12 protein-coding genes are annotated in these 15,270 nt (G+C 32.5%); 8 read left to right on the forward strand and 4 right to left on the reverse strand.

The window, feature by feature from the left end; all coding sequences use genetic code 11:
- Positions 1-304 precede the first annotated feature (304 nt).
- From DPIF8902391_RS12195 to ilvA, 7 genes are all read left to right on the forward strand, one after another.
- A complete protein-coding gene (locus DPIF8902391_RS12195; protein WP_144430033.1) occupies positions 305-511 on the forward strand; it encodes a hypothetical protein in 207 nt (68 codons plus the stop codon).
- Between the two features lie 58 nt (positions 512-569).
- Entirely contained in the window at positions 570-1,289 is a 720-nt protein-coding gene (locus tag DPIF8902391_RS12200) for a hypothetical protein (RefSeq protein WP_058884938.1), read from the forward strand.
- 690 nt (positions 1,290-1,979) lie between these two features.
- Complete coding sequence (gene ilvD, locus DPIF8902391_RS12205) at positions 1,980-3,659, forward strand: dihydroxy-acid dehydratase (RefSeq protein WP_058884939.1); 1,680 nt, start codon at positions 1,980-1,982, stop codon at positions 3,657-3,659.
- A gap of 11 nt (positions 3,660-3,670) precedes the next feature.
- Positions 3,671-5,404, forward strand: a complete 1,734-nt coding sequence (gene ilvB / locus DPIF8902391_RS12210) for a biosynthetic-type acetolactate synthase large subunit (protein WP_172505997.1) — start codon at positions 3,671-3,673, stop codon at positions 5,402-5,404.
- A 21-nt stretch (positions 5,405-5,425) separates the two neighbouring features.
- Positions 5,426-5,944: an acetolactate synthase small subunit gene (ilvN, locus tag DPIF8902391_RS12215; protein ID WP_172505998.1), complete on the forward strand. Its 519-nt coding sequence runs from the start codon at positions 5,426-5,428 to the stop codon at positions 5,942-5,944.
- Between the two features lie 33 nt (positions 5,945-5,977).
- Positions 5,978-7,495, forward strand: coding sequence for a ketol-acid reductoisomerase (gene ilvC, locus DPIF8902391_RS12220; RefSeq protein WP_172505999.1), 1,518 nt, complete (start codon positions 5,978-5,980; stop codon positions 7,493-7,495).
- A gap of 4 nt (positions 7,496-7,499) precedes the next feature.
- A complete protein-coding gene (ilvA, locus tag DPIF8902391_RS12225; RefSeq protein ID WP_058884943.1) occupies positions 7,500-8,762 on the forward strand; it encodes a threonine ammonia-lyase IlvA in 1,263 nt (420 codons plus the stop codon).
- A 252-nt stretch (positions 8,763-9,014) separates the two neighbouring features.
- Here the strand turns inward: ilvA and DPIF8902391_RS12230 are convergent, their stop codons facing one another.
- Together DPIF8902391_RS12230 and DPIF8902391_RS12235 are read right to left on the reverse strand one after the other, a co-directional pair.
- Complete coding sequence (locus tag DPIF8902391_RS12230) at positions 9,015-10,193, reverse strand: aspartate aminotransferase family protein (protein ID WP_172506000.1); 1,179 nt, start codon at positions 10,191-10,193, stop codon at positions 9,015-9,017.
- A 10-nt stretch (positions 10,194-10,203) separates the two neighbouring features.
- On the reverse strand, positions 10,204-11,844 hold the full coding sequence (locus DPIF8902391_RS12235) for an OstA-like protein (RefSeq protein WP_172506001.1): 1,641 nt from the start codon (positions 11,842-11,844) through the stop codon (positions 10,204-10,206).
- 153 nt (positions 11,845-11,997) lie between these two features.
- Here DPIF8902391_RS12235 and DPIF8902391_RS12240 point away from each other — a divergent pair, with 153 nt between their 5' ends.
- Positions 11,998-13,428 carry a pyridoxal phosphate-dependent decarboxylase family protein gene (locus tag DPIF8902391_RS12240; RefSeq protein WP_058884945.1) on the forward strand — a complete coding sequence of 477 codons (1,431 nt, stop codon included), beginning with the start codon at positions 11,998-12,000 and terminating at the stop codon, positions 13,426-13,428.
- Positions 13,429-13,494: 66 nt separating this feature from the next.
- Here DPIF8902391_RS12240 and DPIF8902391_RS12245 read toward each other — a convergent pair whose 3' ends face one another.
- Positions 13,495-14,766 (reverse strand): adenylosuccinate synthase, encoded by a 1,272-nt coding sequence (locus tag DPIF8902391_RS12245; RefSeq protein ID WP_172506002.1) that lies wholly within the window; start codon positions 14,764-14,766, stop codon positions 13,495-13,497.
- Positions 14,767-14,795: 29 nt separating this feature from the next.
- Positions 14,796-15,245, reverse strand: a complete 450-nt coding sequence (locus DPIF8902391_RS12250; protein ID WP_058884947.1) for a Fur family transcriptional regulator — start codon at positions 15,243-15,245, stop codon at positions 14,796-14,798.
- Between the last annotated feature and the right edge of the window lie 25 nt (positions 15,246-15,270).

Consider the following 15,270-nt stretch of genomic DNA (forward strand, 5'->3'; position numbering starts at 1 on the left):
CTACTTTACTTTTTATTAGAGCCTGTTTAAATTTCATTTAAAAAAGCTTTGTAGCATACAAACAGGAAATTGAATCTATCAAAGGGATTTTATTTCAGTTTTTTTGATGATTTTTGTCAATTCGAGTGATTTTAATGACTAAAAGGAATTAAAATTGTATCGAGAATTTGAATTCTTTTATTTTTGATGCTAAAAAAGTTCTCGATACATTTTTTTGAAGGAAAAAAACACTCGAACTGACACTTTCTTTAATTTTTAAAAAGACTCTTAAATAAATTCACCTAATTTTGAAGCTAAAAAATTTATGAATACAGTTTTCAAAATGAAAAAAACAACCTTAATTGCAATTGGAATCGTTTGGATTTCTGCTTTAAGTATTCTAATAATATCTTTGACAGACTTATACCCGAATACTATTTTTAGTAAATATCGCTTAATGACCGGAATTGCCTTTCTGATTATATCACAATTTTTAAAATTAATATATAATGCCGCTAATAATAAAGCATAATGCTTAGTTTATAGAAATGTTAAACAATATAAAAAAGCCTAAAATTTATAATTATTAAATGAATAAAAAGCTATTTAGCGCCGTATTTTTTTTACTTATCTTAAATACTTATAATAGCTTTTCTCAAGAATGGAAAAATTTAAGAAGCTATAAAAAAGTAACCAATAAAACCATTCTTTGTAAAGGCTGTTGGCTTAAAAAAGACAGAAAGAGAAATACAGCAATCTGGAAAAAAGCCAATACATATAATCTATCTATAAATAATGGCTATTTAAAATATCAAAAAATAAGTCAAATTCGTGATTTTTATCGGTGGTTTGACAAGACTCGAAAAAAGAATGGACACGAAATAATTTCCGTAGGAATAATGGCTGTCGTAGCAACGCAGTTTTCTAAAATTGATAACTATTTTATTCGAAAAATTTTTATCAGAAATAAAGAAATAATTTGGTTTGCTAATCAAGGTTCTAAAAATGTGTTGAAATATTATTTTCCACTGCTTAAAAATATTCTTTTTTCTGAAAAGATACTAAAAGGAGAAAGGGCAAAACAATGGGATGCTAAAAACACAAAAATAGAGCAATGTCAAATAGTAACGCCACTTTATGAAAAGCTATCGATAAAATCAGCACGTAAATTAGGACGAATGGCAAAAGGTAAAGGAATTTTTTGTTTTGGAATAAAAAAAGAAATACGCTTTGAAGGAAATATTGAAAGTTGTCAATCAAAATATGAACATGCGCTGTTTAAATTAAGAAGATATTACTTAAATCACTAAAAAAATACCAATTTTTTAGTGGCTACTTTATTTGATACCTAAAAAATACCTACTTAAATTAGAAGATACTTTATAATTAGCCGTATCTGGTTAATTTATAAAAAAAAACAAGTTGAAATTATTACTTAAATTAAGGATTTCGTAAAATGTGTAGTTTATGTAAAATAGTGGATTTTAGTTAGGATAATTTAATAAAAAACACTGATATTTGCCAAATCAAATGAAAAAACAAATTTTAAATATTATTTCTATTATTGTCGTTGTGATTATTTCGCAAGGATAAGGAAGTGTATTTTATATTTTATAAATTTAAAAAGCTTCCTAAAATAGGAAGCTTTTTTTGTTAGCAATATAATAGTATGAGTTTTTAAATAAAAGGCGATGTATTTGTTAATTACTGTTTTTATAGCAGGAATTTAAAGTATTGAATAGTATATAATTTAATTGGTAATTGGTTGTTTTTGAAGTTGTTGAGGTTTTAAGTAGCCTGTTAGATATCATTAAATCGGCTAAAAAAAGATGGCAATTTTAATACAATAAAATAATTTTGAATAGCAGCAGGTAAAAATCAATAAAAATTAAGGTTTATAAAGGATAAAAAAATAACGTTAGTTTTTAGTAAGGTGAAAAAATTAAATCAATTAATCAATTGATAAAAATAAAAAAGTAGTACGATTAAAAAGAAATAAAATGAAATTAAACAAACACAGTAGTAGGTTAACGCAAGACGAATCGCAACCCGCATCGCAAGCAATGTTGTATGCCGTTGGTTTAACTGATCAAGATATGAGCAAAGCCCAAGTTGGTATTGCAAGTACAGGTTATGACGGAAACCCGTGTAATATGCACTTAAATAACTTGGCTGCGGAAGTTAAAATTGAAACAAAAATTGCTGGTTTAGTAGGCTTAGGTTTTAATACAATTGGTGTTTCTGACGGTATTTCAATGGGAACTTCAGGGATGAATTATTCGTTAGCATCAAGAGATGTTATTGCCGATTCTATTGAAATTGTGATGAACGCACAAAGTTATGATGCCCTGGTGTCGGTAGTTGGTTGCGATAAAAATATGCCAGGAGCTGTGATTGCAATGTTGCGTTTAAATCGCCCGTCAATTATGATGTATGGCGGTACAATTGCTTCAGGTAATTATAAAGGAAAAAAATTAAATATCGTATCGGCATTTGAAGCTTTAGGGCAAAAAGTAGCTGGCGAAATTGACGAAGACGAATATAAAGAAATTATAAAAAGAGCTATTCCTGGGGCGGGTGCTTGTGGCGGAATGTACACCGCAAACACCATGGCTTCGGCAATTGAATGTATGGGGTTTACATTGCCTTATAACTCGTCAATTCCTGCGGAAAATCCTAATAAATTATCCGAAGCTGAAAGAACCGCTCTGGCGATTAAAAATTTATTGATTTTAGATTTAAAACCTTTGGATATTATCTCTAAAAAATCCATAGAAAATGCTATTGCGCTTGTAAATGCTTTGGGAGGATCAACCAATGCGGTATTGCACTTTTTAGCAATTGCCCATGCTGCGGATATTGATTTTACCTTAGAAGATTTTCAAAAAGTAAGCGATAGAACACCATTAATTGCCGATTTAAAACCTTCAGGGAAATATTTAATGGAAGATGTTCATTCGGTAGGAGGAACGCCTGCGGTGATGAAATATTTATTAGATAACGGCTATTTACATGGCGATTGTTTGACGGTAACAGGAAAAACATTAGCCGAAAATTTAGCCGATGTTACCCCAATGGAATTTGAGGAGCAAGATGTAATTCATCCAACCGATAAAGCTTTAAAAACATCTGGAAATATTCAAATAATTTACGGGAATTTAGCTTCCGAAGGTGCTGTGGCTAAAATTTCAGGAAACGAAGGTTTGCTTTTTGAAGGAAAAGCGGTTGTTTATAATAGCGAACAAGAAGCAAATACAGGAATATCAAACGGAGAAGTTGAAAGAGGCGATGTTGTTGTTATTCGATATGTAGGACCAAAAGGAGGACCAGGAATGCCTGAAATGTTAAAGCCAACCTCACTTATTATGGGAGCAGGTTTAGGAAAATCGGTTGCATTAATTACCGACGGTCGTTTTTCAGGAGGAACACATGGTTTTGTAGTAGGGCATATAACACCCGAAGCGCAATCAGGAGGAAATATCGCACTTTTAAAAACAGGTGATAAAATTAAAATTAGTGCCGAAGATAACTCAATAAATGTTTTACTTTCTGATCAAGAATTAGCAGAAAGAAGAAAAAATTGGGTTGCTCCAGAATTAAAGCATAAAAAAGGAATTTTATATAAATACGCAAAAACAGTAGCTTCAGCATCAAAAGGATGTGTTACTGATGCATTTTAATAACTGAAATTATGAACACAAACACACAAACACAACCTAAAACAGTTTCAGATCAAAAAGTACATATTTCAGGGGCAGAAGCTGTTGTAAAATGTTTATTAGCAGAAGGAGCAGATTTAATTTATGGGTATCCTGGTGGCGCAATTATGCCAGTTTATGACGAATTATATAAGTATCAAGATAAAATAAACCACGTTTTAACACGTCATGAACAAGGAGCAACACATGCCGCACAAGGGTTTTCCAGAGCAACAGGTAAAGTAGGAGTGGCGCTAGCAACTTCAGGGCCGGGGGCTACCAATTTAATTACAGGAATTGCCGATGCGCAAATAGATTCTACGCCAATGGTTTGCGTAACCGGGCAAGTAGCATCACATTTATTGGGTTCTGATGCTTTTCAGGAAACTGATATTGTTGGTATTTCAACGCCTGTAACCAAGTGGAATTATCAAATTACAAAAGCTTCGGAAATTCCTGAAGTTTTTGCAAAGGCTTTTTATATCGCTAAATCGGGGCGTCCAGGACCAGTTTTAATTGATATTACTAAAGATGCTCAGTTTGAAATGTTTGATTTTGAATACAAAAAATGTACTTCGGTACGTAGTTATAAAGCAAAACCAGCTGTTGAATTAACGCAAGTTCAAGAAGCAGCTAAACTAATTAATTCGGCTAAAAAACCTTTAATCGTTTTTGGGCAAGGGGTTATTTTAGGAGAAGCTGAACAAGAATTTAAAGATTTTATCGAAAAAGCAAATATTCCTTCAGCTTGGACAATTTTAGGGTTATCGGCATTGCCTACCGATCACCAACTAAATGTTGGAATGGTTGGAATGCACGGAAATTATGCACCCAATAAATTAACCAACCAATGCGATGTTTTAATTGCCGTAGGAATGCGTTTTGACGACCGTGTTACTGGAAATTTAGCTAAATATGCAAAGCAGGCAAAGGTTATTCATTTTGAAATAGACCCAGCCGAAATCGATAAAAATGTAAAAGCTGATGTCGCTGTTTTAGGTGATGTTAAAGAAACTTTAGCAGCACTTTTACCGCTAGTCAATAAGAGTAATCATGATAAATGGCTAGAAGAATTCACCAAATTAGAAGCTATTGAATATGATAAAGTAAAGAAAGAAGATTTATTTCCTTCGAAAGATGGTTTAACTATGGCGGAGGTTTTAAAAGAGATCAATATCGCTTCAGGTGGTGATGCAATTATTGTTTCCGATGTTGGGCAGCACCAAATGTTCACCTGTCGTTATGCGAAATTTAACAAAACAAAAAGTAATATTACCTCTGGCGGATTAGGAACTATGGGCTTTGCCTTACCTGCTGCAATTGGAGCAAAAATGGGAGCTCCTGAAAGAGAGGTTGTAATGATTGCTGGTGATGGTGGTTTTCAAATGACCATTCAAGAATTAGGGACTATTTTACAAAATAAAACAGCGGTGAAAATTGTGGTGCTTAACAACGAATTTCTAGGAATGGTTCGCCAATGGCAACAACTATTTTTTGATAAAAGATACGCATCTACAGAAATGACAAATCCTGATTTTGTGGCAATAGCAAAAGGATATAGCATCGATGCGAAAAGAGTTAGCAAAAGAGAAGATTTAGCAAGCACGGTTAAAGAAATGATGGCGTCAAAAGATGCTTATTTTTTAGAGGTTTGTGTTGAAAAAGAAAATAATGTGTTTCCTATGATCGAAACAGGAGCATCAGTTTCAGATATAAGATTATCATAAAATATCGTAATTATAGAAAACATGGAAAATAAACAAACATATACCGTTTCTGTTTATACAGAAAATAATGTAGGATTGTTGAATAGAGTTTCAGGAATCTTTTTAAGACGAAATATCAATATTGAAAGCATGAATATTTCTAAATCAGAAATAAAAAGTGTTTCAAGAATTACACTGCTTGTAAAAGTATCCGAAGAACAAATTAAAAAAATTATCGGGCAAATTGAAAAACAAGTTGAGGTTATTAAGGCGTATTATCATACCGATGAAAATACGATTTATCAAGAATCTTGTCTGTTTAAATTAAGCTCTAAATCGTTGCTTGAAAATGATGAAATTCAAACAATCATAAATAGTAGTAAATCGAGAGTTATCAATATTAATAAAGATTTTTTTGTGCTTGAAAAATCAGGAACAAAACAAGAAATTGAAGCCTTATATCATACTTTAGATAAACATGGAATTATGCAATTTGTACGTTCAGGGCGTATTGCAATTACCAAGGATGAAATGAAAATTTCAACTTTATTAGTAGATTAATTCATAAAATAACAACACCAAACAACTATAAAAATGGCAACAAATTATTTCAATACATTATCATTAGCAGGAAAATTAGAACAATTAGCAAAATGCAGATTTATGGAAGCTTCAGAATTTTCTGAGGGTGTAAAAGCATTAGAAGGAAAAAAAGTAGTTATTATCGGTTGTGGAGCGCAGGGGTTAAACCAAGGGTTAAACATGAGAGATTCAGGTTTGGATGTTTCTTACGCGTTACGTAGCGCCGCAATTCAAGAAAAAAGAGCTTCTTTTAAAAATGCCTCTGAAAATAATTTTACGGTAGATACTTTTGAAGCCTTAATTCCTACTGCCGATTTAGTCTTAAATTTAACACCCGATAAACAACATACTAGAGTTGTAAATACGGTGATGCCTTTGATGAAAAAAGGAGCTACCTTATCGTATTCGCACGGTTTTAATATCGTAGAAGAAGGAATGCAAGTCCGTGAAGATTTAACCGTGATTATGGTGGCACCAAAATGCCCTGGAACAGAAGTTCGAGAAGAATATAAAAGAGGTTTCGGAGTACCAACTTTAATTGCAGTTCACCCAGAAAATGACCCTGAAAATAAAGGATGGGCACAAGCAAAAGCATACGCAGTGGCAACGGGAGGACACAAAGCAGGAGTTTTAGAGTCATCATTTGTAGCTGAGGTAAAGTCAGATTTAATGGGCGAACAAACCATTTTATGTGGTGTTTTACAAACGGCTTCTATTTTATCTTTTGATAGCATGATTGAAAAAGGAATCGAACCTAGATACGCCTCTAAATTAATTCAATACGGTTGGGAAGTGATTACCGAAGCTCTAAAACATGGAGGAATTACCAACATGATGGATCGTTTATCGAACCCTGCAAAAATTAAAGCTTTTGAAATTTCAGAAGAGTTAAAAACAATTATGGCACCGTTGTTTGTAAAGCATATGGACGATATTATGTCGGGGCATTTTTCTAAAACAATGATGGAAGACTGGGCAAATGACGATGTAAATTTATTGTCTTGGAGAGCTGAAACAGGTGAAACATCTTTTGAAAAAACAGCAGCTACATCTGCAGAAATTAGCGATCAAGAATTTTTTGACCACGGAACTTTAATGGTTGCCTTTGTAAGAGCAGGAGTAGAGTTAGCTTACGACAACATGGTAGCGTCAGGAATTAAAGCAGAATCGGCATATTATGAATCGTTACATGAATTGCCTTTAATTGCAAACACGGTTGCTAGAAAAAAATTATACGAAATGAACCGTATTATTTCTGATACTGCTGAATATGGTTGTTATTTATTTGACCACGCCGCAAAACCATTATTAGTTGATTTTATGAAAACTGTTGATACGAATATTATCGGTAAAGCGTTTAAAAATTCAGCGACAAATTCGAACGAAGTCGATAATTTAGCGTTAATCGCTGTAAATACGGCAATTCAAAATCACCCGATTGAAGCAATTGGTAAAACATTAAGAGCGTCAATGACGGCAATGAAAACAATAACTCAAGAACAAGAAAAAGAAGCCGTAGTTTTTCATTAAAAATATGCAAACACAAACTATATATTCACCAACAATAAAAGCGGTAAGAGAGGCTGTAGCTACACTAAAAGGTGTGGCTATAGAAACTCCGCTATTAAATAATTATATTTATTCCGAAAAATATAACGCAAACATTTTCTTAAAAAGAGAGGATTTACAACAGGTAAGATCGTACAAAATTAGAGGCGCTTACAATAAAATGAACTCGGTAACACAAGCCCAACGAGCAAACGGAATTGTTTGTGCAAGTGCGGGAAACCATGCGCAAGGAGTTGCTTTTGCGTGTAAAAAACTTCAAATTCACGGTACAATTGTAATGCCAGCACCTACGCCAAAGCAAAAAGTAGCGCAGGTAAAAATGTTTGGTGGCGATTATGTTGATATTCAATTATCGGGCGATACGTTTGACGATGCTTATAAATATGCAAAAAACATTTGCGATACTTTAGAAAAAACATTTGTGCATCCTTTTGATGATCAAAAAATTATTGAAGGACAGGCAACCGTTGGTTTAGAAATTATCGAGCAATCTAAAGAAATTATTGATTACGTATTTGTTCCCGTAGGCGGTGGAGGCTTGGCCTCTGGGGTGTCGAGTATTTTTAAATTATTATCACCAACAACCAAAGTAATCGGCGTAGAACCAGCAGGAGCAGCGTCTATGAAAACTTCGATTGAGGCAAATAAAAATATAAAATTAGCTAAAATTGATAAGTTTATCGATGGCGCGGCAGTACAGCAAGTAGGAAATTTAACCTTCGATATCTGTAAAGAAAATTTACACGATATGATAACCGTTCCTGAAGGAAAAGTATGTCAAACAATTTTAGATTTATACAATAGAGAAGCCATTGTGGTAGAACCTGCAGGCGCTTTAACCATAACAGCATTAGATTTTTTTGCCGAAGAAATTAAAGGTAAAAACGTTGTTTGTGTAATTAGCGGAAGTAATAACGATATTGCTAGAACCGCCGAAATTAAAGAACGTGCCTTATTATATAGCGAATTAAAACATTATTTTATCATCCGATTTCCGCAAAGAGCAGGCGCGTTAAAAGATTTTTTAATGGATGTTTTAGGTAAAAATGATGACATTACTTTTTTCGAATATTCCAAAAAATCGAGTAAAGAAAATGCACCAGCCGTGGTTGGAATTGAATTGGTAAAAAAAGAAGATTTAGCGCCTTTAATTGCAAGAATGAAAGCGCTTAATTTTTATGGAGAATATTTAAACGATAAACCTAATTTATTTGAGTTTTTGGTTTAATTAAGCTATTTAAAATTATTAGAGCCGTTTAAATTTTAAAGAAAGTGTTTTTTAAAAGAGATAAACGTTATGCTGAATTATTTCAGTATCACATCAACAGGAGAACTACGGTAAATCAGGATGCGATTCCTTGTTTTTTTGTCTTATTTTTTTAGATGAAATTTAAACAGGCTCTTAATTATAATCGCAATTTTTTTATCTTTTTTAGAGTGAAATCTATGAAGAATAAAAGAAATTGCGATTTTTTTCAGCTTAAAGATTATTCAATTCATTTAAAATTAAATCACATCCTTCTTTAATTTCATCATCTGAAATAGTTAATGGAGGAGTGATTCTTATAGCGCTTCCTTCAAAAAGTAGCCAGAATAAAATCAGCCCTTTATCTAAGCAATTCAAAATTATTTTTGAGGCAATTTCAGGCGATTCTACTACTAAAGCAAGCATTAAACCTCTTCCTCGAATTTCTTTAATAGCCTTATGGTTTTTAAATTTATCCCTAATAATCGCTTCTTTTCGTAGGGATTCTTTAATAAGATTTGACGATGTAATTTCGTCAACAGTTGCCAAAGCAGCACTTGCAATTACAGGATGCCCACCAAAAGTAGTAATATGTCCTAATTTAGGGTTTTCTTTTAAGCAATTCATTACATCAAAAGAAGCAATAAACGCACCAATTGGCATACCGCCACCTAAGCCTTTTCCTGTAATAATAATATCAGGAATAACATTGTAATTTTCAAATCCCCAAAATTTTCCTGTACGTCCAACACCTGTTTGAATTTCATCTAAAATTAATAAAGCGCCAACCTCTTCGCAGCGTTTTTTTACTTTTGATAAATAATCATTTTTAGGTTCGATAAAACCAGCTCCACCTTGGATGGTTTCTAAAATAACGCCTGCTGTTTTTGTGGTAATTTTATCTAAATCGATTTCATTATTAAATTCGATAAACTTTACACCAGGAATTAAAGGACGAAATGCTCGGTTTTGAGCTTCGGCTCCGCAAACGCTCATTGCGCCTTGGGTGTTTCCGTGATACCCGTTTTTAGCGGCAATAATTTCAGCCCTTGCCGTAAAGCGTTTTACTAATTTTAAAGCGCCTTCGGTTGCTTCTGTTCCTGAATTTACCAAGTAAACTGACGATAAATTTTCAGGCAATGTTTTTGCTAAAGTCTTGCATAAATCTAATTGTGGTTGCTGAATAAACTCGCCATAAACCATAACGTGGGTATAAGAATCGAGCTGTTTTTTAATAGCTTCGGTAACTTTTGGATGATTATGCCCGAGGCTATTTGCCGAAACTCCAGCTACGAAATCGAGCATTTTTTTGCCCTTTTTATCGTAGATATAGCTTCCGTTTGCGTGAGAAATTTCAATAGCTAAAGGATGTGGTGTTGTTTGTCCTTGGTATTTTAAAAAATCGTTTTTCATCTTTATACGGCTATTTAATTTTTCTTAAAAGTTGTTTTCTAGGCGCACTTTTTTTGAATTGTGCTTTTAAATACTGTTTTTTTACCTTTTTTACAGCGGTATCATTTTTGATGATTTTTTTTATAGAAGTCAAGGGTTTTTTATCTTTTTTGAAAAGATCATCAACGCTTAAAGGTTGCTCATCGCTACGCCAAATAAAGCCTCTGAATTTTTTTTCTTCGGATGGGAATTCAGAGGGAGGAAATGTTTTTCCTTCGGATAATTTAAAATATTTCGTTTCTATAATTTCATTTTCAGCAAAGGTAAATTCAATATCGCTGGCAATTTCTTTGGTAACGGTTTCTAATTTTTTGGTGTTTTCGTTTCTGTTATAATACAACGATTCGGCATTTCCTTTTACAAGCATGGTTTTTAACTTGCTTTTTTCAAATTTACCGTAAATATTTCGTCCTTTTATCTGATTAAAATCATCTTCAGATAACGAGTCTTTTTGAATCATAAAAGCATTTTTTAAAACTTTCAAAGAATCTAATTTATTGGTGACAGTATTGTTTTTTAACTGAATACTATCGCCTGTAATTTGATTTTTTCCAGACCATAAAATAGGGTTTTTAAACATTCTGGTAAGCCCTGAAACTTGGCTTGTATGAATAGAATCACATTTTCCTTGCAAGTCTGATTTGAAAATTTTGACATTGTTAAAAATTCGAATAATTCTTTTATTAGTTTTACCTGTTAATAAAATTTTATCACCAGCAACATACATTGAATCTTTATCAATAGCGGTAATAGCCACGGCTTTATCAATAATAAAAAGCGAATCTTTTTTTTCATATAATTCGGCATAATTACCTTTGGTTACCATTTTTTGAACTGTGTCAATTACCTTGATATTATTTGTTGCCGAGGCAAAACCTTGGCGTTTATCATAGTATAAACTATCGGCAGAAATGGTGCGTTCTTTTAAAAATAGCTTGGCATTTTTTACAAAATAAGCCACATCAGTATTGGTGTTGTAAAAACCACGTTCACAATAAACTTTGGTGCTATCTTTTAAATTTGTAATGGTGCTCTTACCGTATAAATAAGCTAAATGTGAGTTGGTATAATAATCTAAATGCTCAGATTCTAGCTTGTTTTGAGGGTTTACAACGCTAACTTTTGATTTGGCGGTAAACTTTTTCTCTTTTAAAAAATACGTTCCTCGGATGCTTTTTAGTACGTTTTTTTTGTCGCGAATTGTACCTCCGCTAGGATAATATAAAAGTTGATTTTTTCTATCAAAATGAAGTGTATCGGTACTTAGCTTCATTTCTTTATCGTTAATTTCAACATTTCCCCAAGAGGTTGCTTTTTTAGTGTTTCCGTTATAAAGTACAAAATCACTGTATTGAATAATACTATCGCCTTGTTCAATAACAACTTCTCCTAAGGCTTTAAAAATATTTTCTTTTTGATAAAGCAAGGCTCTTTTACATTCGAGGGTAGCTCCTTCGTGTGCCATTTTTACATTACCTATAAGAATGGTGGCATCAGGATATTTTTCTTGATCGGTGGTACTTAACTGTGTAGAAAGTATCTTGATTTTTTTTGCTTGAGAAAAACTAGCTATTGATATAATTAAAAAACTGAAAAGAAATAACTTTTTCAAATGAATACGATTTTAGATAGCAAAAATAATGAAAACAAGGCGCTATATTTCTTAATAAATCAATAAAATTATGGAATAAAATTATTCGAAAAAAAACGGAGCAAGCTTCTATTTAAAGGTTAATTTTGCGGAAATAATAAAAAATATACATTTATGAGCGCCCATTTTGATTTATCCTTAGAAGAAATGAAATCTTATGGTTATAAGATAGTAGATCTAATTGCTGAACATTGGGATACTTTAGAGAATAAAAAACCTGTAACCTCGGCAACACGTCAAGAAATGGACGATTTGTTTTTAGAGCAAGTTCCTGAAAAAGGCATGAATCCAACAGAAGTTTTAGACTTTGTAATTGATAATGTAATACCGAATAGTACGGTTATTTCGCATCCTAAAGCCTATTCATTTGTGCCAGGACCAAGTAATTTTATTAGCACCATGGCAGATAGTTTGGCTACTGGTTTTAATATTTTTTCAGGAGGTTGGGTAGTTTCTCCTGCGGCTGCAGAATTAGAAATTGTAACGATGAACTGGTTATTAAAAATGTACGATTTTCCTGTTGAAAAAGGTGGTGGTATTTTTACAAGTGGTGGTTCTATGGCAAATTTAACGGCATTAGCAACAGCTAGACGTATAAAATGTGGCGATGATTTTTCGAAAGCAATCATTTATCTGTCTGATCAAGCGCATTCTTCAAATATTAAAGCAATTAGAGTTTTAGGTTTTAAAAAAGAACAAATACGTATTTTACCTACCGATATTGAATTTAGAATAAGTATCAATAAATTAAAAAATGCCATTGCTAAAGATCGTTTAGAAGGGTTACAGCCTTTTTGTTTTATTGCATCCGCAGGAACAACAAACACAGGAACGGTTGATCCTTTAGATGATATCGCTGATATTTGTGAAGCTGAAAATTTGTGGTTTCATATTGATGGAGCCTATGGTGGCGCTGCTATTTTATCTGAAAAAGGCGCAAAAGCATTGCGAGGAATTCAAAGAGCGGATTCGTTAACGGTAGATCCGCATAAATGGTTTTATCAACCTTATGAAATAGGCTGTTTATTGGTGAAAGACTCTTCTTGGTTGAGTGGAACTTTCAGTGAAAAACCAGAATATTTACGTGATATTGAAGGAAATGAATCTGAAATTAATTTTTATGATTATGGAATTCAATTAACCCGTCGTTTTAGAGCATTAAAATTTTATATGTCGATAAAAACATACGGATTAGATACGTTTAAAAAAGCGGTAACCTATAATATTGATTTAGCCGATAGGGTTGAAAAAGTGTTGCGTAAAAGTAGGGATTGGGAAATTGTTTCGCCAGCAACTTTAGCGATTATTAATTTTAGATATAATCCGATTGGAGCAAATTTATCAGAAAAAGAAATTGATGTGTTAAACAATCAAATTTCTAAAAAAGTAATGGATTCTAAAGAAGCATTTTTAGTAACCACTATTTTGAATAAACAAGTAGTTTTAAGAATGTGTTTAATCAACCCAAAAACTACCATTGATGATGTAGAAGAAACATTAGCATTGTGTCATAAATTTGGGCAAGAAATTTTATCAGAAAAATAAGTTTCAATAAATAAAAAAAAAGCCTTCATCAAAGATGAAGGCTTTTTATATAAAATAGAAATAAATTTATCTATTAATTGTTTGCATTCTATCTGGACCTACAGATACAATTGTTACTGGAACACCTGTTTCTTTTTCAATAAAAGCAACATAGTCTAATAAGTTTTTAGGTAACTGATCAGCCGTTGTCATTTTTGTTAAATCATCTTCCCATCCTTTGAATTCTGTATAGTTTACAGTTACATTTTCAGGTTCAATATTGTAAGGTAAATGTGTAATTTCTTCACCTTTATAATTGTAAGAAGTACAGATTTTTAAAGTATCAAATCCTGAAAGAACATCTCCTTTCATCATCATTAACTTAGTAACTCCGTTTACATCAACTGCATATTTTAAAGCAACTAAATCTAACCATCCGCAGCGTCTTGCACGACCAGTTGTAGCTCCAAATTCATGCCCAACTTTAGCCATTTCAGCACCATCTTCATCGAATAATTCAGTAGGAAAAGGACCAGAACCAACACGAGTAGTGTAAGCTTTGAATATTCCGAACACATCTCCAATTCTGTTAGGAGCAATTCCTAAACCAGTACAAGCACCAGCGGCAGTTGTATTAGAAGATGTTACAAACGGATAGGTTCCAAAGTCAATATCTAATAAAGAACCTTGTGCTCCTTCGGCTAAAATTGTTTTTCCAGCTTTAATTGCACTGTTTAAATATTCTTCAGAATCAATAAACTGTAATGTTCTTAATTTTTCAATACCTAAGTCAAATTCAGCTTCTAATTCGTCTAAATCATATTCAACTTGAACATCAAAAAAGCTAAGCATACTTAAATGCTTTTTTGTTAAAGCTCTGTACTTATCTTTCCAGTTATCTAGCTCTAAATCACCAACACGCATTCCGTTTCTACCGGTTTTGTCCATGTAAGTAGGACCAATTCCTTTTAAAGTAGAACCAATTTTCGCTTTTCCTTTTGAAGTTTCAGAAGCCGCATCTAATAACCTGTGAGTAGGTAATATTAAGTGAGCTTTTCTAGAAATTAATAATTTAGAAGTATAATCAACTTTATGAGTATCTAAATTTTCTAATTCTTTTTTAAAGATAACAGGGTCGATTACTACACCATTACCAACTACGTTTAAAGCGGTTTTATGAAAAATTCCAGAAGGAATTGTATGTAAAACATGTTTGTTACCGTCAAAAATTAATGTATGACCTGCGTTTGGTCCTCCTTGAAATCTTGCAATAATATCGTAATCTCCTGTTAAAACATCTACGATTTTACCTTTTCCCTCGTCTCCCCATTGTAATCCGAGTAATAAATCTACTGCCATTTAGTGTGTTATTAAGTGTATTTGTGTTGTTATTGTTTTTTTCTTTTTGTTCCGTAGAAATAAAGAGAGTGGTTGTGAATATCAATATCAAAAACTTCTTCTATTGTTTTTTTGATAATTTGAATTCGGGGGTCACAAAATTCTTTTACCTCTCCAGAATCGGTCATAATTAAATGATCGTGGTTTTTATCGAAGTAACTTTTTTCATAACGTGCCATTGATTGCCCATCAAACTGATGTTTACGAACCAATCCACAGTCTAAAAGTAAATCTATCGTATTGTAAAGCGTAGCTCTACTTACACGATAATTTTTATTTTTCATTTTGATATAAAGTGACTCTATATCAAAATGTTCTTCCGCAACATATATTTCTTGTAAAATAGCGTAGCGCTCTGGTGTTTTACGATGCTTGTTTTCTTCTAAAAAAGTAGTGAAAACTTTTTTTACAACTTCTTGATTTTCGATTGAACTACTCATTATATTTTAAAAATTTACGGACGGA

This window comes from Tenacibaculum finnmarkense genomovar ulcerans (assembly GCF_900239495.1).
Taxonomy (GTDB): Bacteria; Bacteroidota; Bacteroidia; order Flavobacteriales; family Flavobacteriaceae; genus Polaribacter; species Polaribacter ulcerans.

Coding starts and splice junctions, on each gene's coding strand:
- DPIF8902391_RS12195 (WP_144430033.1), top strand. CDS start 305: ATGAATACAGTTTTCAAAATGAAAAAAACAACCTTAATTGCAATTGGA.
- DPIF8902391_RS12200 (WP_058884938.1), top strand. CDS start 570: ATGAATAAAAAGCTATTTAGCGCCGTATTTTTTTTACTTATCTTAAAT.
- ilvD (WP_058884939.1), top strand. CDS start 1,980: ATGAAATTAAACAAACACAGTAGTAGGTTAACGCAAGACGAATCGCAA.
- ilvB (WP_172505997.1), top strand. CDS start 3,671: ATGAACACAAACACACAAACACAACCTAAAACAGTTTCAGATCAAAAA.
- ilvN (WP_172505998.1), top strand. CDS start 5,426: ATGGAAAATAAACAAACATATACCGTTTCTGTTTATACAGAAAATAAT.
- ilvC (WP_172505999.1), top strand. CDS start 5,978: ATGGCAACAAATTATTTCAATACATTATCATTAGCAGGAAAATTAGAA.
- ilvA (WP_058884943.1), top strand. CDS start 7,500: ATGCAAACACAAACTATATATTCACCAACAATAAAAGCGGTAAGAGAG.
- DPIF8902391_RS12230 (WP_172506000.1), bottom strand. CDS start 10,193: ATGAAAAACGATTTTTTAAAATACCAAGGACAAACAACACCACATCCT.
- DPIF8902391_RS12240 (WP_058884945.1), top strand. CDS start 11,998: ATGAGCGCCCATTTTGATTTATCCTTAGAAGAAATGAAATCTTATGGT.
- DPIF8902391_RS12245 (WP_172506002.1), bottom strand. CDS start 14,766: ATGGCAGTAGATTTATTACTCGGATTACAATGGGGAGACGAGGGAAAA.
- DPIF8902391_RS12250 (WP_058884947.1), bottom strand. CDS start 15,245: ATGAGTAGTTCAATCGAAAATCAAGAAGTTGTAAAAAAAGTTTTCACT.